General features: G+C 52.5%; 22 protein-coding genes and 1 pseudogene. 7 read left to right on the plus strand and 16 right to left on the minus strand.

Features of this window, described 5'->3' with window-relative positions:
• Window positions 1-37 precede the first annotated feature (37 nt).
• A complete protein-coding gene (locus ACKPCT_RS17550) occupies window positions 38-1,582 on the plus strand; it encodes a recombinase family protein (RefSeq protein ID WP_319567530.1) in 1,545 nt (514 codons plus the stop codon).
• Between the two features lie 206 nt (window positions 1,583-1,788).
• On the opposite strand, the gene ACKPCT_RS17555 is transcribed toward ACKPCT_RS17550, so the two are convergent.
• Window positions 1,789-2,922 carry an ATP-binding protein gene (locus tag ACKPCT_RS17555; protein ID WP_090072427.1) on the minus strand — a complete coding sequence of 378 codons (1,134 nt, stop codon included), beginning with the start codon at window positions 2,920-2,922 and terminating at the stop codon, window positions 1,789-1,791.
• 409 nt (window positions 2,923-3,331) lie between these two features.
• Window positions 3,332-4,048: an SH3 domain-containing protein gene (locus tag ACKPCT_RS17560; protein WP_090072425.1), complete on the minus strand. Its 717-nt coding sequence runs from the start codon at window positions 4,046-4,048 to the stop codon at window positions 3,332-3,334.
• 79 nt (window positions 4,049-4,127) lie between these two features.
• Between ACKPCT_RS17560 and ACKPCT_RS17565 the strand changes: the two genes are divergently transcribed.
• Both ACKPCT_RS17565 and ACKPCT_RS17570 read left to right on the plus strand, forming a co-directional pair.
• Window positions 4,128-4,952: a BRO-N domain-containing protein gene (locus tag ACKPCT_RS17565; RefSeq protein ID WP_090072423.1), complete on the plus strand. Its 825-nt coding sequence runs from the start codon at window positions 4,128-4,130 to the stop codon at window positions 4,950-4,952.
• Between the two features lie 25 nt (window positions 4,953-4,977).
• Window positions 4,978-5,445, plus strand: coding sequence for a Rha family transcriptional regulator (locus tag ACKPCT_RS17570; RefSeq protein WP_319567531.1), 468 nt, complete (start codon window positions 4,978-4,980; stop codon window positions 5,443-5,445).
• A 376-nt stretch (window positions 5,446-5,821) separates the two neighbouring features.
• On the opposite strand, the gene ACKPCT_RS17575 is transcribed toward ACKPCT_RS17570, so the two are convergent.
• Window positions 5,822-6,106: a hypothetical protein gene (locus ACKPCT_RS17575; RefSeq protein WP_090072420.1), complete on the minus strand. Its 285-nt coding sequence runs from the start codon at window positions 6,104-6,106 to the stop codon at window positions 5,822-5,824.
• 579 nt (window positions 6,107-6,685) lie between these two features.
• Between ACKPCT_RS17575 and ACKPCT_RS17580 the strand changes: the two genes are divergently transcribed.
• Complete coding sequence (locus tag ACKPCT_RS17580) at window positions 6,686-7,021, plus strand: hypothetical protein (protein ID WP_090072418.1); 336 nt, start codon at window positions 6,686-6,688, stop codon at window positions 7,019-7,021.
• Window positions 7,022-7,544: 523 nt separating this feature from the next.
• Here ACKPCT_RS17580 and ACKPCT_RS17585 read toward each other — a convergent pair.
• From ACKPCT_RS17585 to ACKPCT_RS17605, 5 genes and pseudogenes are all read right to left on the minus strand, one after another.
• Window positions 7,545-7,706: a hypothetical protein gene (locus tag ACKPCT_RS17585; protein ID WP_175528044.1), complete on the minus strand. Its 162-nt coding sequence runs from the start codon at window positions 7,704-7,706 to the stop codon at window positions 7,545-7,547.
• A gap of 281 nt (window positions 7,707-7,987) precedes the next feature.
• Window positions 7,988-8,536 carry a recombinase family protein gene (locus ACKPCT_RS17590; RefSeq protein ID WP_090072414.1) on the minus strand — a complete coding sequence of 183 codons (549 nt, stop codon included), beginning with the start codon at window positions 8,534-8,536 and terminating at the stop codon, window positions 7,988-7,990.
• Window positions 8,537-8,779: 243 nt separating this feature from the next.
• Window positions 8,780-9,778 carry a hypothetical protein gene (locus tag ACKPCT_RS17595; protein ID WP_090072412.1) on the minus strand — a complete coding sequence of 333 codons (999 nt, stop codon included), beginning with the start codon at window positions 9,776-9,778 and terminating at the stop codon, window positions 8,780-8,782.
• Between the two features lie 39 nt (window positions 9,779-9,817).
• Window positions 9,818-10,222 carry a thermonuclease family protein gene (locus ACKPCT_RS17600; RefSeq protein WP_210186732.1) on the minus strand — a complete coding sequence of 135 codons (405 nt, stop codon included), beginning with the start codon at window positions 10,220-10,222 and terminating at the stop codon, window positions 9,818-9,820.
• A 153-nt stretch (window positions 10,223-10,375) separates the two neighbouring features.
• Window positions 10,376-11,065, minus strand: a pseudogene (locus ACKPCT_RS17605) (magnesium chelatase domain-containing protein); the annotation flags it as partial.
• A 244-nt stretch (window positions 11,066-11,309) separates the two neighbouring features.
• Here ACKPCT_RS17605 and ACKPCT_RS17610 point away from each other — a divergent pair.
• Complete coding sequence (locus tag ACKPCT_RS17610; RefSeq protein WP_210186731.1) at window positions 11,310-11,759, plus strand: methylated-DNA--[protein]-cysteine S-methyltransferase; 450 nt, start codon at window positions 11,310-11,312, stop codon at window positions 11,757-11,759.
• Window positions 11,760-11,780: 21 nt separating this feature from the next.
• Here ACKPCT_RS17610 and ACKPCT_RS17615 read toward each other — a convergent pair whose 3' ends face one another.
• From ACKPCT_RS17615 to rsmI, 5 genes are all read right to left on the minus strand, one after another.
• Window positions 11,781-12,281 (minus strand): methyltransferase family protein, encoded by a 501-nt coding sequence (locus ACKPCT_RS17615; protein ID WP_319567532.1) that lies wholly within the window; start codon window positions 12,279-12,281, stop codon window positions 11,781-11,783.
• Window positions 12,282-12,395: 114 nt separating this feature from the next.
• The gene (locus tag ACKPCT_RS17620; RefSeq protein WP_319567533.1) at window positions 12,396-13,589 is read right to left on the minus strand and encodes a cytochrome-c peroxidase; all 1,194 of its coding nucleotides are present in this window, start codon (window positions 13,587-13,589) and stop codon (window positions 12,396-12,398) included.
• A 148-nt stretch (window positions 13,590-13,737) separates the two neighbouring features.
• Window positions 13,738-14,691, minus strand: coding sequence for a glutathione synthase (gene gshB / locus ACKPCT_RS17625; protein ID WP_090072406.1), 954 nt, complete (start codon window positions 14,689-14,691; stop codon window positions 13,738-13,740).
• Between the two features lie 152 nt (window positions 14,692-14,843).
• Window positions 14,844-15,272 carry a YraN family protein gene (locus tag ACKPCT_RS17630; protein WP_175528041.1) on the minus strand — a complete coding sequence of 143 codons (429 nt, stop codon included), beginning with the start codon at window positions 15,270-15,272 and terminating at the stop codon, window positions 14,844-14,846.
• A gap of 4 nt (window positions 15,273-15,276) precedes the next feature.
• Window positions 15,277-16,290: a 16S rRNA (cytidine(1402)-2'-O)-methyltransferase gene (gene rsmI, locus ACKPCT_RS17635; protein ID WP_319567534.1), complete on the minus strand. Its 1,014-nt coding sequence runs from the start codon at window positions 16,288-16,290 to the stop codon at window positions 15,277-15,279.
• A 369-nt stretch (window positions 16,291-16,659) separates the two neighbouring features.
• Here rsmI and ACKPCT_RS17640 point away from each other — a divergent pair, with 369 nt between their 5' ends.
• A complete protein-coding gene (locus tag ACKPCT_RS17640; protein ID WP_244544683.1) occupies window positions 16,660-17,934 on the plus strand; it encodes a penicillin-binding protein activator in 1,275 nt (424 codons plus the stop codon).
• A gap of 113 nt (window positions 17,935-18,047) precedes the next feature.
• Here ACKPCT_RS17640 and hemW read toward each other — a convergent pair whose 3' ends face one another.
• From hemW to rph, 3 genes are read right to left on the minus strand one after another with little or no spacing between them, the layout of a single operon-like run.
• Window positions 18,048-19,262, minus strand: a complete 1,215-nt coding sequence (hemW, locus tag ACKPCT_RS17645; protein ID WP_407062717.1) for a radical SAM family heme chaperone HemW — start codon at window positions 19,260-19,262, stop codon at window positions 18,048-18,050.
• 6 nt (window positions 19,263-19,268) lie between these two features.
• Window positions 19,269-19,910, minus strand: coding sequence for an RdgB/HAM1 family non-canonical purine NTP pyrophosphatase (rdgB, locus tag ACKPCT_RS17650; RefSeq protein ID WP_090072400.1), 642 nt, complete (start codon window positions 19,908-19,910; stop codon window positions 19,269-19,271).
• A gap of 18 nt (window positions 19,911-19,928) precedes the next feature.
• The gene (gene rph / locus ACKPCT_RS17655; RefSeq protein ID WP_319567535.1) at window positions 19,929-20,654 is read right to left on the minus strand and encodes a ribonuclease PH; all 726 of its coding nucleotides are present in this window, start codon (window positions 20,652-20,654) and stop codon (window positions 19,929-19,931) included.
• 300 nt (window positions 20,655-20,954) lie between these two features.
• Here rph and hrcA point away from each other — a divergent pair, with 300 nt between their 5' ends.
• A complete protein-coding gene (hrcA, locus tag ACKPCT_RS17660; RefSeq protein WP_090072396.1) occupies window positions 20,955-22,064 on the plus strand; it encodes a heat-inducible transcriptional repressor HrcA in 1,110 nt (369 codons plus the stop codon).
• The last annotated feature ends 53 nt before the right edge of the window (window positions 22,065-22,117 follow it).

Below are 22,117 nucleotides of genomic sequence, written 5' to 3' on the forward strand. Positions count from 1 at the left end.
AATAAGACTACAAAAACCAGCAACGAGGGTTACTATTATGAATGACGATCTGCTGTTCTCCAGCCGCCCAAAAGCTTATTCTTACGCACGATTTTCCACCCCAGAACAAATGAAGGGAGACAGCCTTAGACGCCAAACGGAATTGGCCACTCAATATGCTCGACTGCATAACCTCGATCTGGATGATAGCCTTTCATTACGCGACTTAGGCGTTTCTGCTTTCAGAGGAAACAACGTACAAACCGGTGCATTGGGACAGTTCCTACGGGCAATCAATGAAGGCTTGGTGCCTGAAGGTAGCTACTTGCTTGTTGAGAACCTAGACCGTGTTAGCCGTGCCAATCCTTGGGAAGCAATGCCAATCTTCCAGATGATTATCAATAGCGGCATCAACATTGTAACCCTCATGGATAACAAGATTTATTCCCGCGCCGAAATGATTGCAAACCCCATGCGCATCCTCGAAAGCATCTTCACGATGATTAGGGCAAACGAGGAGAGTTCTGCCAAGTCTTCACGGCTATCTGCGGTCTGGAACGCTAAACGGGGCAGCGCATCGGAAAAGCCCCTCACACGAATTGCTCCAGCATGGCTTCAATTCAATGAGGAAGCAAACAGCTTTGATTTGATCGAAGAGAGAGCCGCCGTTGTTCGTCGCATATTTAGAGATGCCCTTAATGGCATTGGCCAGCACAAGATAGCTGAAACTCTCAACAAAGAGGGGGTCAAGCCTTTTGGTCGCTCCCAAGGGTGGCACCGCTCTTACATCAAGAAGATCTTAGAAAACCCCTCGGTCACCGGCGTTTTTGTCCCTCATAAGATCGTTTATGAAGGAAACAAACGTATTCGCCAGCCACAGGAACCGATCAAAGGTTATTTCCCTGCTGTCATTGGAAAAGAAGATTTTGAACAGCTTCAAGCAGCCAGCCGCAACCGTAGAGCCCCCAAAGGTAGTTACAAGGCCAATGTTTCCCACCTCTTGGCCGGTCTCGCGAAATGCCCGATATGTGGGACGACAATGACACGAGTTAACAAGGGTTCGGGAAAGAAGGCTGGAAAGCCCTACCTTGTCTGCTCAAACGCCAAGCGCGGTCTCGGTTGCAAGTATAAGAGTGTCAAACAAGAGGGCATCGAGAATGTCATTCTTCAGAATGCTAGCTGGATAATCCAATCAGCCCCAGCCCCAGATGAAGGCGTCGAAGCTGAACTCTCTCAGGCTGAAGCTGCTTATCAAGGTATTGAGGACATGATGGACAACATCATTGAGCATATTGCAAGCTCGGGTTCGTCTCCTCGTTTGACCGTTGAGCTGAAGCGGTTGGAAGAAGAACTGCGCAATTGTCAGACACGCATTGATGACCTTGAAGCCAAAGCGGTTGCCGCTTCGGGGCCTATTCTAATCAATCGTTTTGATAGACTGGAAGCGGCCCTTGAAGAGCAGCCACTTGATTATGCAAAGGCTAACTTCATTCTTGCGGAACTTCTGAACAAGGTGATTATCGATTGGCAAGATGGTACTTTGGTTTTTGATTGGGCTCACGGCGGTCAGAGCGGCATTACCTATGCATGGGCAGAAGCCTAGGCAGGGCCTTCAATTTCTAGGCTGTTTTTCAGAGACATAACCGTGAACGCGAGACAGACAAGACTAGAGTCTTTTGTGTCCGGTGGTTCAAGTGAAAGAAGATATGGCAATGGCGGATGAAGCGGATTATATATCCTTTACGTCTGTCATTTTCACAACGACTGGTGAGCGGACATAGGGGACATTCCCAAAAAGAGTTTTCTAACTCAGCTTTGTGTTGACAGCCATTTCTGAAATGCAAATTGGTTTTTTAGAAAAACGATGTACTGCTCTTTCTCGTTCCTGATTGGATCAAGCGACCCCTCTGGATCATAGCTTTCCAAGAACTTCTTGACCGATGCATGGCTGGCGATTGGAATAGGAACCGTGCTAGCACCATGAGGCACAATATTTCCATTTGATTTTCTATCGTTCAACAATCTGATTCTCAACTTTTTTGAATGGTCAGTACCTCCAGAAATCGCAACGTGGAACTTCTGCATTTCTAGATCCAGACTATCTTGTTCGTAGAAATATAGGCGCCCTCTCATGGCTGGCTCCCAATTCGGCGCAACCATGCTCATTTTGTGGTTATCGAAAGAAACCGCATGTATTTGTGCAAGGCGAGTCTGATGAAAATAGATGGTGTAGAAATATGGTGAATTCCGATTTTCATCAATTTCCCCTCGTGTCCATTCTTGGCGTGAATCAATATGATCTGCAGCGTCTTCCACTTTGATCGTAAATTCTGGAAATATTTTATAAAACCAGCCAGCGTTGCCATTGTCTAAAGTGTATTGCTCCCAGTTATCATGGTCTGCCAGGAAGCCCTTCGCCCTTTCCTTCGCGGACAAGTTCAATCCAAATCTCTCACGCCACATACGTTCGATATCGCTGGGAGGGGCGCTCCTGTTTTGAGGGGTGTTTCGATCCAGCTTACGCGAATAGATGAAATTTTCTCGAACTCCCTCGATCTTTTGCGTAGTAAAATAGGGCTTTTTGAAATGGTTCTCGATTATGAGGACGTCCACTTCCTTCTCATCAATCAAAATCGTTTCAAGATGGAAATCTGGGTACTGATCGAACGCGAACTTGCTTTGATTGCTGCTAAAAAGATCAAGTATATCTGCTTGAGATCGCGCTTGGCTTCTGTCAATACCCACAACGGAGAAGTCCTCATCAGATACTCCATAAATTATATAGCGTTGACCGTCGTGTTCGGCGTTTGCAAGGCAGAGGACATCATGAATGAGTTCGCCTTTATTCTGATGATGTATCCGCTTAAAATCCCAGTATTGTCCTTCTTTATTTTGGGACAAAAGATTCTGAATGACTTCGGGCAGGCTAGTAAACTCTGACATCGGGATCACCACATAAAAACGCGATTGCTGCCTCTATCTGCAGTTGCTCCGCTAAACGTACAGTACACCAACGCGAACGTCCACCTTGGGCTGATTTTGATGAAAAAGGGTTCCTCTCAGATTTCTTGCCAAAATCCTAGAATGCAATTTCTCATAGTGGTACTGAGGAGGATTGGAATCCGGCTTTTCAAGAACTAAGGAATGAAGTTTTACAAAACTGAACGCCAAGTATAGACCATCGACTTTTTCATCAAAATCAGCTCAAAGCGGCCATTGTGCCGTGTGGGTTCCTCCAGACTACCACCCTTAGTCACGCCTCAAGCCTGTCCAATCTGTACACCCTAAGGAATGGACAAGCTCGTCAAGTTTGCTTCTTACTCTGCCTATCTACTCAGATACCGGGTCTATGCTAGAGCCTTGCTCGAAACTCTGCGACCATTGCGGCAGAAACATCAGACTCATAACAAAGGGGAGAGGCCCCTCCCGGACGGGAATAAGCGCTATTCCCTCCACATCTTCTACCTGAACGAGTTACATTGTAGGGACAAGGGCAGCTACCCGAGTAGTACGCCTTGGATCTCTGAATCAATAATTTCTTGATAGCTGCTGTGGTCATTCGTGCGGAGGCCTTTACCGCCACTCTAGGTTCTTGATTTCGAGATGACGATCTTGAAGGCTTGGCAGTCAGATAGGTTCCAAATACCCAGCCAGAATAGCGATCACCCTTTATCTCTTTCCACTGACCGGACTGGGAAACGACTCGCACGGCTTCATCACGTTTGACGGTCCAAACGCTCTTAAAAGTCTTGCCGGGGCCGCTCCTTACGTTGAGCCGAGAGGCATCGACGTACATCGTCTGTGCAGTATGTTCGGGCTTGGTTGGTTGTCGTTTGACTAGTTCGGCCTTACCCAAACGGGTAACTTCTTTACTGGCGAGCCTGTTGCTTCTTCCTACTTCGGGTGAGGATGTTCTCTTTTGTTCAGAACTGGAAGGCTGAGCTGGATTGGATTGAATGACAGGTGGCTTTACCGAAGTCTTTTGATTTTCACTCGTGTCTTCATCGCCTAGCCAAAGCAGCGCGAATAGACCGGCTAAAAACCATCCTCCGTATTTGCCTATCGACATAGCATACCCACCGTCACACTCTTTTTTTTACCGCTAGTATTTGATAACGATTTTGCGAAGGATGCAACTTTGAATTGGCATGACCCCAATCACCCCTTCCGTCGCCTCTTCTGGCTCCACTGAAGTTTCCACCTTCGTCTTCAGCGATACCTTCCCCACCCAATATGGCATCGGCCATAACGACCATGCGGTTCGTGTGGTGCAGATTGACGGTGAACCATGGTTCGTCGCTAAGGATGTCTGTGATGTACTTGGATACTCTCACACGCCTTCCGCAGTGCGTGATAATGTCGATCCCTCTCAGGTGGATATCGTGCGTCTGGCGCACGGTAAACGAGGAAATCCAAACCGCACTGTGATTTCCGAAGGTGGAGTCTACTCCCTAATCCTCGGCTCGAAGCTGCCATCTGCCAAGAAGTTCAAGCTCTGGGTGACCCGCGATGTCCTCCCAACGATCCGCAAGACCGGCCAATATAACACCTCTGCTGCCGCTGTAGCTAAAGGCGAGATGAGCTTCGCTGAGATGACCGCCAAGGTGATGCAAGGGCTGCTGGAGCAGGTCGAGCTGGAGAAGAAGAAGGCTGCGAAGCTTGAGCATCGCAACAAGAACCTCACCAAGGTCAACGCAAGTCTCACCGATGAGCTGCATTACGTGACCGTGCGTGAGTTCTTGGATCACCATCTGGGTATCTATGCTGCACCGGGGCTGTCCGTGCGTCTGGGTAAGGCAGCCACCAAGATCTACAACGAGAATGGCTATGAGCTGCGCCGTGAGGACAAAGAGCTGGTCAATAAAGGCAAGGTCATCATTTCATCCATCGGTGTCTACCCGCACGAGGTTCTACTGGAGGCTTGGGAGAAGAACGTCAAGCACTTCTATGAAGCACAGAAGGTGCATGGCTAATCACACCCGAAAGGAACACCCAATCATGAACGCTGTTACCCCAATCAATCCCGCCTCTGGTTCCCTTACGATGTCCTCAAGGGAGATCGCTGAGCTGACCGGGAAGAACCATCGCGATGTTATGCGTGACGCTCGTGTCATGTTTGAGCAGCTTGCTCTGGTAGAGCGCAAATTTGCGTCCTACTACACAGCATCCAACGGCAAACGAAATCTATGCTTCAAGCTCCCCAAAGATCTCACGATCACCTTGGTTGCTGGCTATCGGGCAGACCTCCGTCACCGCATTGTGACCCGCTGGTTGGAACTGGAGGAAGAGAAGCAGTCCACCGCACTCGCTCTCCCAGACTTCTCTAACCCTGCCGCTGCTGCCCGTGCGTGGGCCGATGAAGTGGAAGCAAAGGAGAAAGCTCAGGCGCTGGTCACCTATGCCCAAGAGGTGGTCGAAAAGCTGGAACCCTATGCTCGTGTGGGGAGACTTGCAGTGGACAGATGACCTTAAAATGCACCCACGGTTTTTAAGCTCGTTCTCAATGACAATACGCCCTATGCATCGATAGAATGGCCCAGAAAACAGAGGAGACATCTAATGCACGACACACGGCTTAAAGACCCTTGGTTCAAGATCATCACCCTGATCAACAGAGCGTTGCTCCTCACAGAAGACAGAGTTGAAGCCGCTCATCTCAAGATAGCCCTGCACCATGCCAGACAGGAAGCACAGAACCTATCAGAGCCCCTTCCAGTTTCCCCAATACGTTGGCACTAATCCAGCCTTTGCTGAAATTGTTACGCCTCCAAAACAAAAAGGGGGCAGCCTAAGCCACCCCTCTCAAGTTCTCATCCGTCGATGCTAGCAATATCTGTCTGTTTTAGGCTGCAACCTCAAGGGATGCATCAGCAGGATCTTCATGGGAAGCCTCAGCGGGAGCCTTTACGGAGGCGTCGGCATAAATGATGGCAGCCGTTCCCGCAATCCTATAGTCCATCAGCTCAATGGTTTGATTGAACCCGATAAGCGGGAGAAGATCCTCGACAGCTTGCGCCAGGTTCTTTGCCCGAATATCCAAAGAGGTTACCATATAACTCTTCCCATTCTCATGCTGCATGAGGCATGCATTGTAGTCGATGATGTCGGCGTCGTGGGTCTTGGACATAATTGGATATCCTTCGTGTAAAAGATGATCAGTTACCTACACAGACAGCTTCTGACGACCGTCTGGTAGGCGGGAGGTTCAGAACCCGATACACGTCAGGCGAGCTTATTCCCCTCGAAAGGGTTTTCTATTCGCTGCCCTCCCGCCCCATCAGAACGAGGAGAACCACCTTAACCGGCTGACTTCAGGAAACTCAAGACATAGATCTATCGTCAACAAACTGCATAGGCAGAATGCCGTGGACTTCTCTATAACCCAAGGTTTCCATTGAGGTTTTGAACTCGACAAGGCCAAGGGTAAGGCTGGTGAGTCGTTGCGGTCAAGGATGAAAATTATGCTGGATTCAGTTTCCTGTGGAGTCGTTCAACATGCCTCTGTATGGCCTTCAGGGAGTCACTGAGCAGCTTTTGGTGGTCCAGAGTCTTCCCCATTAGGCAGCCCTAAATCGAGTCCTGTGAGTCCCTATGGAGTCTGAAGTGGCATCCTTGTAATATTTCTCAACATCTCCAAAAGGACGCATCGACTTTAAGGTGAAATACTTTAAGTTGATAAAATCAAAAAAAGTTATGGGATGTTGCAATGAAAAAAGTGATTTTATCAAGCTTAGTCTTGCTGCTCGTTACAGCTTGCGCAAAAAAGCCGGAAAGCATCGAGGCGTCGTATATTTCGCCAACGATCTACAATGATTGGAGCTGTAGTCAGCTTGCTGAAGAACAGGAAAGGCTGTCTCACGCTTATCAGCAGGTTGCAGCCCAGCAAAACAAAGCACGAGGCAATGATATTGCCGGTGTAATCCTAATTGGTCTGCCGGTGTCTTCGCTGTCTGGTGACAATGTTGCTCCACAGGTCGCCAACATCAAGGGCCAGCAGCAGACAATTGAACAGACGATGATCCGTAAAAACTGTAGCCGGTAAGGCCGAAGCCGATTCCCGATCACAGTGAAGACAGAATGGACCCGCAACCAAGCGGGTCTTTTCATACCTCCCTCCTTGATCAACCATATAGCCCTCAGGGACTCACAGAACGCCATCCTGAAGCGGCGGCGCATTGACACCTCAGGGACCAAGAAGGCTTTCCTGCGGCTTCTCAGAGTCATACGGAGGCTACCCTGCCGTTGGAGGCTTGTCTGGAGCATGCAGGAGGAGGGCGCATCCTCGAACACCAACAGGATGAACCTTTTATCATCCCAGAAAAGCGAGTTAGAACATGGACTTGAGTGGTGGGAAAATAAGGTTGCGTCCCCGACAGGGTGGCCGAAGGCCCCTTTGGTTCACCTTAAGGTATACCTTTAGTTTACCTATAGTTTCCCTTTAGTTCACCTATAGGGATAGTGATGGTTCCCCAAGGCTGTAACCACCAACACCATCCCCTTTAAGAATGACCTGATCGAGATCCCGTTGTGCTGTTCCACTTCATTGCACCACCAAGGTTGATCTCTCAGGTTGCCCCCCTGTCTTTCTCATCGTTGCCCTTCGGGTTGCCCTTGGCTGTTTCTTCCTTTCCGGCTGAGGTGGCGACCACACACCGGCAACCACTCCGGTCTCCCTTCAGTCCTGTTGTCCTCAGGCTCACCACTGTTGCTCCTGCGGTGTCAGCCATTGGATGCGCTGAAGGGATGACCTGATGAGAAACTGGGGTTGGTCCGTGGTTACGACCGAGGAGGACACCTTGGAATTTTCGGCATAATTTTCTGAGCGACCAATCGGATTAACAGCTTGCGCGACAACCCCCGTACCGGTCCCCGAACTGACACAGACCGGCAGGAAGCATTCCCAAGGCAGCCCCTTCAATTCCCCAAGCAGCCACCTCTGGCTTTTCGAGAGGTGACGAGAAGGATAAACCAGAGGCTGTCTAGTACATATGAGGGGGGAAGGGGTACCTTACCCTGTCTGCTCTTCAAGAAGACGGTAGACGCTGGACCGAGCAACACCCAGCTCCTTGGCGATAGCAGCCGGTCCTTTGCCTGCTTGCTGCAACTTCTTGATCGCTTCCCTGTCGATGCTCTTCTTACGTCCCCTGTATTTGCCTTCCTGTTTGGCCTTGGCGATCCCTTCAAGCTGCCTCTCTCGCCTGATGTTGGTCTCGAACTCAGCAAACACACCAAGCATCTGGAGGAAGGCTTTGCCAGTTGCTGTGTTGGTGTCGATGTTCTGCTCGGTTACCTCAAGGGATGCGCCTTTGTCCATCAGCTCCTTCACAATAGCAGACAGGTCAGCCACCGAACGAGCCAAGCGGTCAATCCGAGTGACCACCAGAACGTCACCCTCTTGGATGAAATCAAGGATGATCCGAAGCTCAGAGCGGTTCTTCAAGCTGGTACCGGACTGCTTCTCCTCCCTGATCATGTCAGTGAATGGTGCCAGAGCTTCTATCTGCACGGTGAGATCTTGGTCAGTGGTACTGACGCGAGCATATCCATATTTCTTCATTGATGCCTGTCCCGTAGTGTCCGAATAGGGTCTAGACATATCAATATCGTTTGTCCGATAATTTGAAAAGGACTCAAATAGGACGGTCCACAGGCGTTCATCGGACGTCCTGCAGGGGTATACCCAAAGAGGACATCTTGGAGGCAGTGAGAGAGGCAAGGAGATGGGCGCAAAGAGGTTAGGCGCTATCTGTCTGTTTTCAGGCGTCTTGGTCTCTATCAGTGTGTTTTTACCGGTTCACCCTCATTTTGGCCAACTGGGCCTTATGTCAGAATTTTCCAATGGCGCATAAATAGGCTCCGCGTCATGCTCTACTAAAGGACTGAATTGGCCCGGGTTTCTTGCATAGAGATCAACCCAAAGATTAACCCCAGCTTCTTTCACATTCAGGCTGCAATTGATCATCTCGATACCTGTTTCGGTTCTGCGATAAACGGATTGAGAATTGTTTGGCCAATGAACAGAAAAGCCACAAAGCAAGTCTCTATCATCAACAAGTATTTCTAAAAGCCCTTTATAACAATCGTCATACGGAATTGCTTTTCCTTTTTCCAATCCCCAAATTTGTCTTGAAATTATCTCAATTTTAAAAAATGCAGCAATAAATGCCTTTGATTTTGTAATCAAAACATCTATTTTCTCATAGTCTATAACAAATGACTTCACCCCACTAATGCCATTTCGTGAGCGAAATTCCTTATCTTCTAGTATAAAATCTGAATGCTGAACTGCATTCCTTAGCTTATTATTATAAAATTCTTCGAAGATATCACCGACTTTGAGATCGGCTTCTACTGACAACTCTTTTATTATCGCAATTTTCCTGCCTGTACGAATGCCGTTTTTAGCGAAATTTTTCTTTTCTTTTTCGCCAAGAAAATCATAAAATGGGGACGGGCTGTATCCTTTTCCAAGTCGATACCTCAGTAAGTTTGCCAAAACATCGTACGGAGCATCCATTTCAACAATGTGGCAATATAGTAAAAGCCCCAACCGCCACGGTGTTTTTTCTTCTTCCGGGATGCCCGTTTTCATAAGCCTATTGAGATCATCTAGTATTGATTTGCTTTCAGCATAGGGATCCCAACCTTTGTCCTCTATGCCGAGCATACGAAGCAAAGACGCAAAGTAACAAACCACATCACCCTGAATTTCTGGATGCGGGAAGAAAAGAGGTTTGAGAATTTCCATATATCGATCACGGTGACCATTAAAAACTTTCTCGGGATCAAAGTGTTCCATTATTGAAGTCCTCCCTTTATATAACCCGCAAAGTTATACTTACTTACACCACCACTCGTCACCATCAGGCCACCGACGGGCCAACCTTTCACGGATCAAGATGTCACCAACGTCTTCCCCTTTGATGATGATGCTGGCTAATTGGCGCTTGTAGTACCCCTCCTCTCCTGTGGTGACGATCTTCCAATCGTTGCCATTGAGCAGCTCTATCAACCGCTTTGATGCCTTGTTTGCCAACTGCTTCTCAAAGTCGCCACCACAGACATTTGTTTGGGACTCTGGTGTGTCGTAGTCTTTCAAGCGGTACTTTACCCCTTTGAGCCAAATGGTATCTCCATCGACAACACAATTGTATCGGTTGGAGCCGCATTTCTTCATAAAGGGCATGGATTGCGCGGCGGCCACACTGGTGAAGAGGAACAAGGCGAGAAGAGCATATTTCATGAGACAGACTTACGAGAAGATTATTGGATTGATTGAAGAAGCTAAGGAGCTGACAGAACCAGATCGAGATAATGCTGCCATACTGATCTATTTGCTGGAGAATGCAAAGACCGAAGCCCAGAACCTCAGGGACCAAATCCGCATAAACCAGCCAACACGCTGAGATCTGACAGTTGATTGCGGGTCTATAGTTGACAATGGGAGCATGTTGTGACCACCGGCCGCAGTGACCTCAAGCGCCCGCTTGGCCACCTCCTGCCCCTTGATATCGGATAAATCAATAAGGGACGCATTGGGGTCACGGATCGAGGCATGGGGCCGCGAGAGGACCTGACTGCCCTTGAAATGATTGGCCAGCGAGATAAGGCTATCGGGGGCCAGTATATCCATATCCGGATCGGCCCATGCCGCTTCCGGCCCGCAATCAAACGGGCAAATGAGGCCCCGCTCCTCGCCATTGGCTGCAATGGCTGCTGGCAGCACCCCGACAACGGGTGCCAACCGGCCATCAAGCGCCAGCTCGCCCAGCACTGTATAGGCATCCAGACTGTCGGCCGGAACCGCTCCGATGGCTGCCATCAGGCCAAGAGCGATGGGCAAATCGAAATGGCTGCCTTCCTTGGGCAAATCCGCCGGAGCGAGATTGATGGTGATGCGTTTGGGCGGCAGCGACAGGCCAGAGGCTGAAAGCGCGGCCCGCACCCGCTCGCGACTTTCCGCCACAGCCTTGTCAGGCAGGCCAACAATGGTAAAGGCTGGCAAGCCCGAAGCCACATGCACCTGAACATCAACGGGCGTGGCGGCTATGCCCTGAAAGGAAACCGTTTGAACATGGGAAACCATGGTGAACTCAAAAAATTGAAAAGAACAAAACCATTTCTGCGTGATGAAGAAATTTTAACAACCATATGATGTTTCTAGTTGTGCTTCAAGAACAATATGTGAACACAATTTTGCCCTACACAGGAGAGGTCAGACGCACAACTCTATCGAATTGGCAGGTCGTGAAGTGAACGCAAACGAGATCCAATTTTGTTATCATGAGAGCCCGATTGGTCCCCTTCTGCTCAGCGGAATGGAGGACTGTTTGCACGCGCTCTCCTTCCCCGTCGATGGAGACGCGATCCCGGCCGATACTGCATGGCGTGAAAATCCTGACAGCTTTGCTGATGCGCGGCGCGAGCTGGACGCCTATTTCGAAAAGAAGCTGGAGCGTTTCACCGTGTCCTATCTGCTCAAGGGGTCACAGTTCCAGCTCTCCGTCTGGCGCGCCCTTTCCTCCATCCCCTATGGCTCGATTGTCAGCTATGGGGAAATCGCCAAGCGGGTTGGCAAACCAAAAGGGGCACAGGCGGTGGGCATGGCCAATCATGCCAATCCCTTGCCGATTATCATCCCCTGTCATCGGGTTATTGGCGCAGACGGTTCCATGGTTGGTTTTGGCGGCGGCATAGACTTGAAACTCTGGCTGCTATCCCATGAAGGCATCACCCCGGGGCAGATTTGCAGTCCCGGACAGCTTGGCTTTGCCTTCTGACCTTTTTAGGCAGATGCCTGATCAGAGCCAACGGCGGGTTCGGGCGCAATAGTCTGTAAAAGCCTTGCCAAATTCGGCCCGGAGATAGGCTTCCTCGCGTGGTATCACAAAGCGATCCAGATAGAAGAACATAGTGAGTGTGGCGATCAGGAAAGGTATACTGTCAAACAGGATGATCCCTGCGAACAGCATCACCACAAAACCCACATACATCGGGTTTCGACTGAAGCGAAACGCCCCGCTGCTCACCAGTTGCGAAGCTGGGTCAATCAGGTTGGTTGTCGTACCAACCAGCTTGAACTTGAAAAACCCCCATCCCATAAAGGCGAAACCAGCCCAACCAATCAGGAAACCGCCGATAACGAGCGTTAGAATGGGAATCCCCAAAGCCGAAAGTGGGCCGACAGAATAGAAATAAAACCACTCCAGCGCCAGAGCGCCCCCACCGCACAAAACAAAGATCAGCGGCGGAATGGCGATGCGGATACCCGGAGAGGTTTGCTTCTTGAGATCGGCACACATGGTCCTGGGCTCTTTCTCTTGTCTTGAAGTGCCTTCCGTAAGCGAAGGCCTCCGGCCCATACTCTTCAAAGGCTGATCAGATACTGATCAGCCACAGCCGGACACATCAAGGGGCTAGTCTTCCAATAGATATTCATAGCGCTGATCGGTGAGCGTTTTCAAGAAGGCAACCAGAGCCTTGATGCGGCGTTCATCCAGCGCCGGACCATCGGTCAGCTTTTCCATATCGATGGTATCAGCCACCTCCGGTTCACCCCATGGCTCATTGGTTTCGGGGTTGTTCAAAGCACTCTTGGCGCGTGAATTATACTTGTTGTAAAAGCGGATCACCGTTTCAAGGTCGTTGAACACCCCGTTATGCATATAGGGGCCTGTCACGGCTACATTGCGCAATGTGCTGGTCTTGTAGGTGCCATCCCATTTCTTGTCGGTCACGTGCGGATTGTTTTCCAAAAGGCCGTGATCGATAAAATCGGCCTTTGAGCCGTTGGCCGCTCTCAAGGCTTTGTGGGCAGGCACACCGATGTTGAAATACTGGTAGTTTGTGAAGGTTTCCTTCTCCATGCCCGGGCGAGGACGCAGCTGATGGCACTGGTTGCAGTTGGTAAACTGCTGGGAGAAGAACAAGGTCCGCCCCAATTCCTCTTCATTGGTAAACTCGGCTTCCCCGCGCAAATAGCGATCATATTTGGAATCAAACGGGCTAAAGAATTCCGTACGCTCGAAAGCCGCGATGGCTTCGGTCATCGCTCGATAGGCGCGCTCGGACTCTTCGAAAATGTCTTTTCCATAGAGCAACTTGAAACCGTTGACATATTCCTCATTCTCCTTGAGCCGTTCGACAACGGAGGCCTTGTCCGGCATGCCCATTTCAATGGGATTAAGCGGCGGTCCACCCGCCTGCCCTTCCAAATCGGGCTCGCGTCCGTCAAGGAACTGGCCACCAACATAAAGGCCGTCTTCATTGAGATGGAACTTCGGGCTGAAGGCAGCGTAACTCGCCGTCGGGGCGTTACGATCCCCGATCGACTGATCATCATCGCCCAAAGACGCCGCGCGTCCAGCCAATCCATCAAGGCCATTGGGGCGCGGATCGGCAAAGCCCACATCCGGAGAATGGCAGGTCGCACAGGCCTGATTGCGATTCTTGGAGAGATTTTCGTCAAAAAACAGGGCCGCGCCGAGGCCTTCCAATGTTGCCTTGTCGTCAGGCAAGGTCGGCAGATCTTCAGCCACAGCCATGGGGGCCGCACCTGCAGACATTGAGACGCACAGGGCCATCACCCGCAGCTTTTCCAGTCGGGACATGCTATCCTCATTCAAAGCATAGCGGCTGGCAGGTCACACCAGACGCAAGACAAATGCGGTCCATTCAGGTCTCTTGCTTCGTAGATACACATATGTCTTGCAACTGGTCAAGCTTTGTCAAAAAGGCTCCTGAACCGGAGCCTTCTTTTTAAGCGCGCTTGGCTTCGATTGCGTCCCAGACCATGGCCGCAACGTCAATGCCCGAAAGCTTCTGAATGGAGCGGATGCCCGTCGGGGACGTCACGTTGATTTCGGTGAGATAGCCACCGATCACATCAATCCCCACCAGAATAAAGCCCATTTCCTTGAGCGCAGGCCCGATGCGTTCGCAAATTTCCTTTTCGCGATCAGTCAGCTCTGTTTTGGCAGCAGCCCCGCCACGCACCATGTTAGAACGCAGATCATCATCGGCAGGAATCCGGTTCACCGCACCAGCGGCCTCACCATCGACCAGCAGAATGCGCTTGTCGCCAGCCTTCACGTCAGGCAGGAATTTCTGGGCAACCCATGGCTCGCGGAAAATGTCGCCGAACAGCGCCACCAGAGAGCCGAAATTCTGATCTTCCTTGTTCAACCGGAAAACCGCCGCACCGCCATGGCCATAAAGCGGCTTCATGACGATGTCGCCGTGCTTTTCCTTAAAGGCACGCAATTCATCTTCCGAACGGGTGATGATGGTTGGCGGCATCAAGTCTGGGAACTGGGTGACGAAAATTTTCTCGGGCGCGTTACGCACGTTGGCCGGATCGTTGACCACCAGCGTCTTGGGGTGAATGCGCTCCAGCATATGGGTAGCGGAGATATAGTTGAGATCAAACGGTGGATCCTGACGCATGTGAATGACGTCGAACTCGGCCAGATTGGTCCGCACGGCATCTCCAAGAGTGAAGTGGCTGCCCGCTTCGTCGCGCACTTCAACCGGCTCGACCGAGGCAAAGACCTCGCCATTTTCCATGGCCATTGTATCGACCGTATAGTGGAAAATTTCATGCCCGCGCTTTTGCGCTTCCAGCATCATGGCAAAGGTGGAATCCCCTGCAATATTGATGCCCTTGATGTGATCCATTTGAAACGCGACTTTAAGCGTGCGTGACTGAGCCATGACGGATGCTCCGGCTTGAGAATATCGGGATTGTCCGGAAGCGTTGGTCCGGAAGAAAGTGTCAGTTCCTATATGTCCGCTTTGAAAGCATATTTCAAGGTGCCGATTGTCAGGGCCGCCATCCAGAATAGTCGGCTATGATCCGACGTCTCTCAAAAGGCCTCGAATGCGGATTCCAGATGCGTCCAGCGGGGTGCAGGGCCCGCCCCCTTTGCAAAGGCCATGATGTCAAACCGGTAACTACTGACGGGTTCCTCTTCGGCCTCTGCGATATAGTGACTGGCGGCAGCCACAATCCGACCCTGATTGCGCGGGGTGATGGCATAAAGGGCATCATCAAGACAGTCTCGATATTTGACCTCGAGGAAGACGATGAGGTCGTCCTTCCGGCAAATGAGATCGATCTCTCCCCCTTGCGCCTTGTAGCGCCGCTTGATGATCTCAAAGCCCTTCACCCGCATGATCCAACCTGCCCAGCGCTCGACACGCACACCCCGCTCATAGCTTTCCTTGCGGTGCCGGGTCTTGCTGGCTTTTCTTTTGGGCCTCAAAGCGGGTTTGGAAGGCTGCAAACTTGCCATCGGTCTATGCCTTGTCTCCACCATTGCCCAAAGCATCTTTCAAGCCCAGTGCGCGCTTGTAGATATCATTCTTCTTGGCCCCGACCTTCTGGGCAATCTCGCCAGACAGCGCCTTGATATGTTGGCCCTCTTCAAGGCCCCTGATGATCATTGCATCGATATCATTTTCATCAGGAGCTTCTTCCTCTGCCGGGCCAAGCAGAACCACTGCTTCCCCCTTGGGAGCATCAACATTGGCGTAATGCTCAGCCAGTTCCCCAAGCGCGCCGCGATGGAAATCCTCAAATTTCTTGGTGAGCTCGCGCGCGATGACAACTTCGCGCCCTGCGCCCAGATGCTCGGCCATGGCTGGCAGAACAGCCCCGAGGCGGCGCGGACTTTCATAAAAGACCAGCGTACCGGGGATATCCTTGAGGTCTGCCAGCTTGCGGTTTCTGGCGCCCGCCTTCTGGGGCAGGAAACCGGCGAAGTGGATCTGATCAGTGGGCAAACCGCTTGCAACCAACGCGGAAAGCATAGCCGACGCGCCGGGAATGGGCACAACAGCATGATCCGCTTCCAGCATATCGGCAACGAGCTTGTATCCCGGGTCTGAAAGCAGCGGCGTGCCAGCATCTGAAATCAGCGCCACGGCCTTTCCCTCGTCAAGGGCATTGAGCAAATAGGGGCGCTGCTTGTCGGCATTATGCTCATGATAGGTAATGAGGCGCGTGTGAATGCCATAGTGGGTCAGCAGCTTGCGCGATACGCGGGTGTCTTCACAGGCGATGATGTCGCAACCGGCCAGAACCTCCAGCGCGCGCACCGTCATATCTTTCAGATTGCCAATCGGGGTCGCTACGATGTAGAGCGCTGAGGCAAGACTAGGGGCCCGTTGCTTGGAGCCAAGCAGAATATAATCCCTGCGGGCATGGCCATCGGTGGCTTCATCCCCGTCTTCATGAGCGCAAAGCGATGCTCCATCAGGTTCATCTGCATGGGCTGTTTCGTCTATTTCGGTCATCTCTTGCGCTTTCATTTCGCTCTTTGAGGTGCATTTTCACCCCCGCCACAGCGTTTCACAGCTTTTGTTGCTGCATTTGATCATGCCACACCGCGGCGCGCCTGTCGTGTGAATAGCCGGGGTGATTCGCGACAAATAGGCCACAGTTTTGTTGAAATATCACACTTTTCTCTGTGCGTTCCCCAAGGCGCTTGTTATCAAACCATAATTCTGACAAATCAAGGAATCAAACACGCTGCGTTGTTGGGATGATTTGAGGGATGCATTCGTGCATAGATAGCTCTTTACGGGCTCCTTCTAATGTGCTGCCATAGGTCTATTCAGCTCCACCATTCAAACGATGCAAATCAATACGGACATGTGGTCTGATTTGGAGGCCAGAAATTGATAGGTTTATTTCGCTCGTCCCCTGACGCTCGCCCGCTCCTGAACAGGCTGATCCGTCACACCGTTTCCGGCGCCGTGATCGGCGCTGCTTCCCTGCTCGCTGCCTGTAATCCGACGACGCTCTCAGGGCCTGGCTTCGGAACCGGGACCAACCAGCCAGTGACCATTGCCGAACCCACGGGCGAAGTGCTCGGGTCGGGTTCTGTGCGCGTGGCGTTGCTGACGCCCTCTTCTGCGCAAGGGGTCTTCGGGCAAACCGGGCAGGCACTCCGAAATGCGGCTGCCATGGCGCTGCAGGATTACAGCTCCGCTGATTTGCAAGTCATCGTGAAAGATGTTGGCCAGAGCACAAGTGGTGCCTCCCAGCAGGCCAGCCGCGCACTGGCCGAAGGCGCTCAGCTGGTCATCGGCCCGCTTCGCTCTGATGCAGTCAAACGCGCTGGCATGGTGCTAAAACCGGCTGGCGTTCCGATGATTGCCTTCACAACGGATACCGGCGCTGCGGCGCAGGGTGTCTATCTCATCAACTTCACGCCAGAGAATGACGTCGAGCGCATCATTTCCTATGCGGCGTCTCAGGGGAAACGCAGCATCGCTGCCATGGTCCCCCAGACACCTTACGGAAATATCGTAGAGGCTTCCTTGCGTCAGAATGCAGCCCGTCATGGCATGCGCGTGATGACCATCGAGAGCTATAAATCGGGCAACAAGCCTGATCCGTTCGGCCTGCAGAATGCCGCCGAGCAGATTGCCAAGGTCAAGGACCAGATCGATACGATCTTCATTCCCGAAGGCGCTGCGGCCGTTTCTGCGACCCAGCTTCTCGCCGGACAGGGTGTTCGCAACAAATCCGTTACATTCCTTGGCTCCGGCCAGTGGGATCAGCCGGCCATTGCGCGTGAACCCATGTTGTCGGGCGCCTGGTATCCTGCCGCTCCAAAAGTTTTGCGCAATCTTGATGGACGCACCATCGGGTTTGACAGCTTCGCCAATCGCTATGCAGCCCAGTTCGGCTCACAGCCACCGCGCGTTGCTTCGCTGGCTTATGACAGCGTTATTCTCGCTGCGGCTCTGGTGGCCCAGTCCGGGGAGCGTCGCTTCTCGCCGCAGACCCTGACCGATCCCAATGGCTTCATCGGCTTTGGTGATGGCTTCTTCCGCTTCCGCGCGGATGGCACATCCCAGCGCAGCCTTGCGATCATGGAAATTTCCGATGGCAACGCCAGAATTATTGATCAAGCCCCCATGTCGGCGGCAGGCCTACCAAACTAGGCACGCACTATTGATCAAAACAGACTCAAAAAGGGAGCCAAATGGCTCCCTTTTTTTGCGCTCATTCTATGGCCTGTTTTTATAGCCACTTTCCAAAGGCGGGGTGCTCTTGATTATTCACTGGCCAAATCGGCGACCAGTGCGTTGAGCACAAGAAAGCCTTTGCGGGTGGCGTGGATGCGGTTACCCTCGCGCACCAACAGCCCCTCGCCGACCAGACCGTCAATGCGCCCTGCATCAAGCTGTCTGCCTGCCAGTTTCTCATAGCGATCAAGGTCTATGCCTTCCTTGACACGCAGGCCCATGATAAGAAATTCATCGCTTTGCTCTTCAAGGGTCAGAATTTCCTCTTCGATCGCCCCCGTACCCTGTTGTTCGACCCGCTTCAGCCAGCTTTCAGGGTGGCGCTCATTGCTGGTCGCGAGCCTGCCATTGGCCAGCTGTAACCGCCCATGGGCACCGGCGCCAACGCCGACATAGTCGCCATAGCGCCAATAGGTCAGATTGTGGCGGGATTCATAGCCCGGACGGGCATGGTTGGAAATTTCATAGGCAGGCATGCCATGCATTTCCAGCCGCTCGTGGGTCATTTCATAGAGCGCCACCGAGGTGTCTTCATCGGGCAGCTCGAATTTGCCATTTCGATACAGCGCGAAGAAGGGCGTGTCCTGCTCGATGGTGAGCTGATAGAGCGAGAGATGATCGGCAGCCAATGCGATGGCCTCGTCCAGCTCCCTGGCCCATGCTTTTGGCGTTTGATGCGGGCGGGCATAGATGAGATCGAACGACATGCGGTCAAAATGCTTTTGTGCCAGCTCGATGGCGACCTTCGCCTCATCGGCGCTGTGCATCCGGCCCAGAAAACGCAACTGATCATCATAGAGCGACTGTACCCCAAGGGAAACGCGATTGACCCCCGCGCTGGCGTAGCCCCTGAAATGCTCCGCTTCCACAGATGTGGGGTTGGCTTCCAGCGTGATTTCGGCGTCTGGCGCCACGGTCCAGAGATCAGCGACAGCATCGAGCAGTTGGCCAACGATGGCGGGCTGCATCAGAGAAGGTGTGCCGCCACCGAAAAAGATTGAGGTAACAGGCGCGCTCCGCCCTGCCCCCTTGATGCGACTGGCATAAAGGCCAAGCTCGGCAATCATGGCAGAAGCAAAGCGCTGCTGATCCACAGGCTGGTGGCGCACATGGGAATTGAAGTCGCAATAGGGGCATTTGGCCTTGCAAAAAGGCCAGTGCAAATAAATGCCAAAGCCGGGATTGTCTGGTCCCGGCTTTGAGAGTTGTTGATTGTCAAGGCGCATAGGCTCACCTGTCACCATGGGCAATTACCCTTCAAGGCATGCATCGGCAAAAAGCTTGAACGCGCGGGAGCGATGCGACAAGGCAGTCTCCTCCCCCGGCTTCCAGCCATGTTTCTGGTCCGGTTCCATTTCGCCAAAGGTGATATCAAAGCCCTCGGGCTGGAACATCGGATCATAGCCAAAGCCCTTTTCACCGCGTGGCGGCCAAACGGCCAGTCCTTCCACTTCGCCGCGGAAGAAACGGGTTTCCCCATCTGGCCAGGCAAGGCAAAGCACCGCAACAAAGCGACAGCTGCGTTTTTCCGGCGTGGTTGCGCCAAGCGCCTGCAGCTTTTCTTCCACGTTGCGCATGGCTTGAGCAAAATCCCTGTCAGGGCCAGCCCAACGGGCAGAATAGATTCCCGGATCACCATCAAGCGCATCAACCGCAAAGCCGGAATCATCGGCCAACGCAGGCAGGCCGGTTGCCTTGGCCGCAGCCATGGCCTTGAGTTCCGCATTGGCTTCAAAGGTCGTGCCGGTTTCTTCAGGCTCTTCCAGATCGAGTTCGGTCGCGGTTTTGATGCTGAGGCCATAATGGCCAAGCAGATCCTTGATTTCGCGGATCTTGCCCTTGTTATGGCTGGCCACAACAAGCGGGGTGTCAGCGGATAATCTATTTGCCATGGGTCTTTACTCCTGAGACTAGTCCTGAGGCTGGGCTTCAAGCTGCTGGGTAACCAGCTCGCCGATACCCTTTTTGGCAAGCGCCATCAGCTGGGCGAATTCGTCTTCGGAGAATGGTTCTCCTTCGGCGGTGCCCTGAATTTCCACGATGCCGCCCTTGCCGGTCATGACAAAGTTGGAATCTGTTTCCGCATCGGAATCTTCCAGATAATCCAGATCGAGCACTGGGGTGCCGTTATAGATACCGCAGGAAATGGCGGCGACCTGATCTTTGAGAATCTTTGTGTCAGCAGCGATCATGCCACGGGCCCGCATCCACTCGATGCAGTCATTCAGCGCTACCCATGCACCGGTGATAGAAGCGGTGCGAGTGCCGCCGTCTGCCTGAAGCACATCACAGTCGATGGTGATCTGCCGCTCGCCGAGCGCTTCCAGATCGACAACGGCGCGCAGGGAACGACCAATCAGGCGCTGGATTTCCTGCGTGCGGCCAGACTGCTTGCCAGCCTGTGCTTCGCGGCGCATGCGATCGCCAGTGGCGCGCGGCAGCATGCCATATTCAGCGGTGACCCAACCGCGATTCTGTCCGCGCAGCCAGGGCGGAATGCGCTCTTCAAGGCTGGCGATGCACAATACATGGGTATCGCCGCATTTGATCAGGCAAGAGCCCTCCGCGTGTTTGGAGACGTTGCGTGTCATGGTGACGACGCGTTTCTGGTCGGGATTCCGTTTGGAAGGGCGCATTATGCTCTCCTGCCTTGCTTTCTTGTGATGTTAAAATAGTGGGCGCTCGGGGCTGTTTGCTGTCATAGACAGTTTTCCCTTGAATATTCGCACCTATATATCGTTATGCTATGCATGTTCCAATTTGTGCGAACGCCCTTGTGGCGTTTCCTCAAGCTTCTTAAAGCGTCAGCAGCAGGTGACAAGGGGCGCTTGCAGCTTTTCCTGCTTTTGGGGCATAAATGGAACAGTTGCCCAACCGCTTTGTGGTGCCAATCGTCAATCCGGCTGCTTCCGGGCTGCTTGAACACGGATATAGAAATGTTTGAACGAGACCGTCTGAACCAGATACCGCCATTGGTTGGAATGGATGACAGGGTAAAGGATATTTTCCGCACCATCGTGGAATCCTATCTTTCGACTGGTGATCCTGTGGGATCGCGCAACATTTCCCGCGCCTTGCCCATTTCCCTGTCGCCAGCATCGGTGCGCAATGTGATGTCCGATCTGGAGCAATTGGGGCTGATCTATTCGCCCCACACCAGTGCCGGCCGCTTGCCCACAGAAATGGGCCTGCGCTTTTTCGTTGATGCGATGATGGAATTTGGCGACCTGTCGAACGACGAGCGCAACGCCATAAAACGGCAGATGACGTCTTCCCATCAGCCTGATGCCGGTTTCGAGAGTCTGTTGACACAGGCGAGCCAGATGCTGTCCGGCCTATCTTCCGGCGCGGGGCTCGTTCTGGCCAACAAGCAGGATCAGCGCCTCAAGCATGTTGAATTTGTACGGCTGGAAGCCACCAAGGCGCTGGTAGTCCTCGTGGATGAAGATGACAAGGTGGAAAACCGCCTTATGACCCTGCCCAAGGGTTTGCCCGCCTCGGCGCTCACAGAGGCGAGCAACTTTCTCAACGCCCATATTCGGGGCAAGACCCTGTCTGAAGCGCAAAAGGAAATTGAAGCCCATCACGTGGAGCTGCAGGCCGAATTGGATGACCTCACCGCAAAGCTGGTGGAATCCGGGATCGCCACATGGGCCGGAGCCAGCGAGGACCAGCCACAGAGCCTGATCATTCGCGGGCGCTCCAACCTTTTGGAAAATGTCACAGCGCAGGAAGATCTTGAACGCATCCGTCATCTGTTTGACGATCTGGAATCCAAGAAGGATTTCGTTCAGCTTCTGGAACTGGCCGAACAGGGCGACGGGGTTCGCATTTATATCGGTTCGGAAAACCAGCTCTTTTCGCTCTCGGGCTCATCGGTCATTGTATCTCCCTACCGCGACGGCAACCAGAAGATCGTCGGCGTGCTGGGCGTTATTGGCCCGACCCGGCTCAATTATGCGCGCATCGTGCCCATGGTCGATTATACCGCGCGGGTGCTGAGCAGCATGCTGACAGATCCGAAAAGACGATTTGAAAGCGACTGATTGGTTCCACAATCTGAACAATTGGGCCGCTTTATTCAACTCTTTGGCCCTGA

It is taken from the genome of Cohaesibacter marisflavi (assembly GCF_963665895.2).
Taxonomy (GTDB): Bacteria; Pseudomonadota; Alphaproteobacteria; order Rhizobiales; family Cohaesibacteraceae; genus Cohaesibacter; species Cohaesibacter marisflavi.

Excerpts from the sequence above, each read along its gene's own strand:
- ACKPCT_RS17550 (WP_319567530.1), top strand. The coding sequence starts at position 38 with ATGAATGACGATCTGCTGTTCTCCAGCCGCCCAAAAGCTTATTCTTAC.
- ACKPCT_RS17555 (WP_090072427.1), bottom strand. The coding sequence starts at position 2,922 with ATGTCAGAGTTTACTAGCCTGCCCGAAGTCATTCAGAATCTTTTGTCC.
- ACKPCT_RS17560 (WP_090072425.1), bottom strand. The coding sequence starts at position 4,048 with ATGTCGATAGGCAAATACGGAGGATGGTTTTTAGCCGGTCTATTCGCG.
- ACKPCT_RS17565 (WP_090072423.1), top strand. The coding sequence starts at position 4,128 with ATGACCCCAATCACCCCTTCCGTCGCCTCTTCTGGCTCCACTGAAGTT.
- ACKPCT_RS17570 (WP_319567531.1), top strand. The coding sequence starts at position 4,978 with ATGAACGCTGTTACCCCAATCAATCCCGCCTCTGGTTCCCTTACGATG.
- ACKPCT_RS17575 (WP_090072420.1), bottom strand. The coding sequence starts at position 6,106 with ATGTCCAAGACCCACGACGCCGACATCATCGACTACAATGCATGCCTC.
- ACKPCT_RS17580 (WP_090072418.1), top strand. The coding sequence starts at position 6,686 with ATGAAAAAAGTGATTTTATCAAGCTTAGTCTTGCTGCTCGTTACAGCT.
- ACKPCT_RS17585 (WP_175528044.1), bottom strand. The coding sequence starts at position 7,706 with ATGGCTGACACCGCAGGAGCAACAGTGGTGAGCCTGAGGACAACAGGA.
- ACKPCT_RS17590 (WP_090072414.1), bottom strand. The coding sequence starts at position 8,536 with ATGAAGAAATATGGATATGCTCGCGTCAGTACCACTGACCAAGATCTC.
- ACKPCT_RS17595 (WP_090072412.1), bottom strand. The coding sequence starts at position 9,778 with ATGGAACACTTTGATCCCGAGAAAGTTTTTAATGGTCACCGTGATCGA.
- ACKPCT_RS17600 (WP_210186732.1), bottom strand. The coding sequence starts at position 10,222 with ATGAAATATGCTCTTCTCGCCTTGTTCCTCTTCACCAGTGTGGCCGCC.
- ACKPCT_RS17615 (WP_319567532.1), bottom strand. The coding sequence starts at position 12,281 with ATGTGTGCCGATCTCAAGAAGCAAACCTCTCCGGGTATCCGCATCGCC.
- ACKPCT_RS17620 (WP_319567533.1), bottom strand. The coding sequence starts at position 13,589 with ATGTCCCGACTGGAAAAGCTGCGGGTGATGGCCCTGTGCGTCTCAATG.
- gshB (WP_090072406.1), bottom strand. The coding sequence starts at position 14,691 with ATGGCTCAGTCACGCACGCTTAAAGTCGCGTTTCAAATGGATCACATC.
- ACKPCT_RS17630 (WP_175528041.1), bottom strand. The coding sequence starts at position 15,272 with ATGGCAAGTTTGCAGCCTTCCAAACCCGCTTTGAGGCCCAAAAGAAAA.
- rsmI (WP_319567534.1), bottom strand. The coding sequence starts at position 16,290 with ATGAAAGCGCAAGAGATGACCGAAATAGACGAAACAGCCCATGCAGAT.
- hemW (WP_407062717.1), bottom strand. The coding sequence starts at position 19,262 with ATGGTGACAGGTGAGCCTATGCGCCTTGACAATCAACAACTCTCAAAG.
- rdgB (WP_090072400.1), bottom strand. The coding sequence starts at position 19,910 with ATGGCAAATAGATTATCCGCTGACACCCCGCTTGTTGTGGCCAGCCAT.
- rph (WP_319567535.1), bottom strand. The coding sequence starts at position 20,654 with ATGCGCCCTTCCAAACGGAATCCCGACCAGAAACGCGTCGTCACCATG.
- hrcA (WP_090072396.1), top strand. The coding sequence starts at position 20,955 with ATGTTTGAACGAGACCGTCTGAACCAGATACCGCCATTGGTTGGAATG.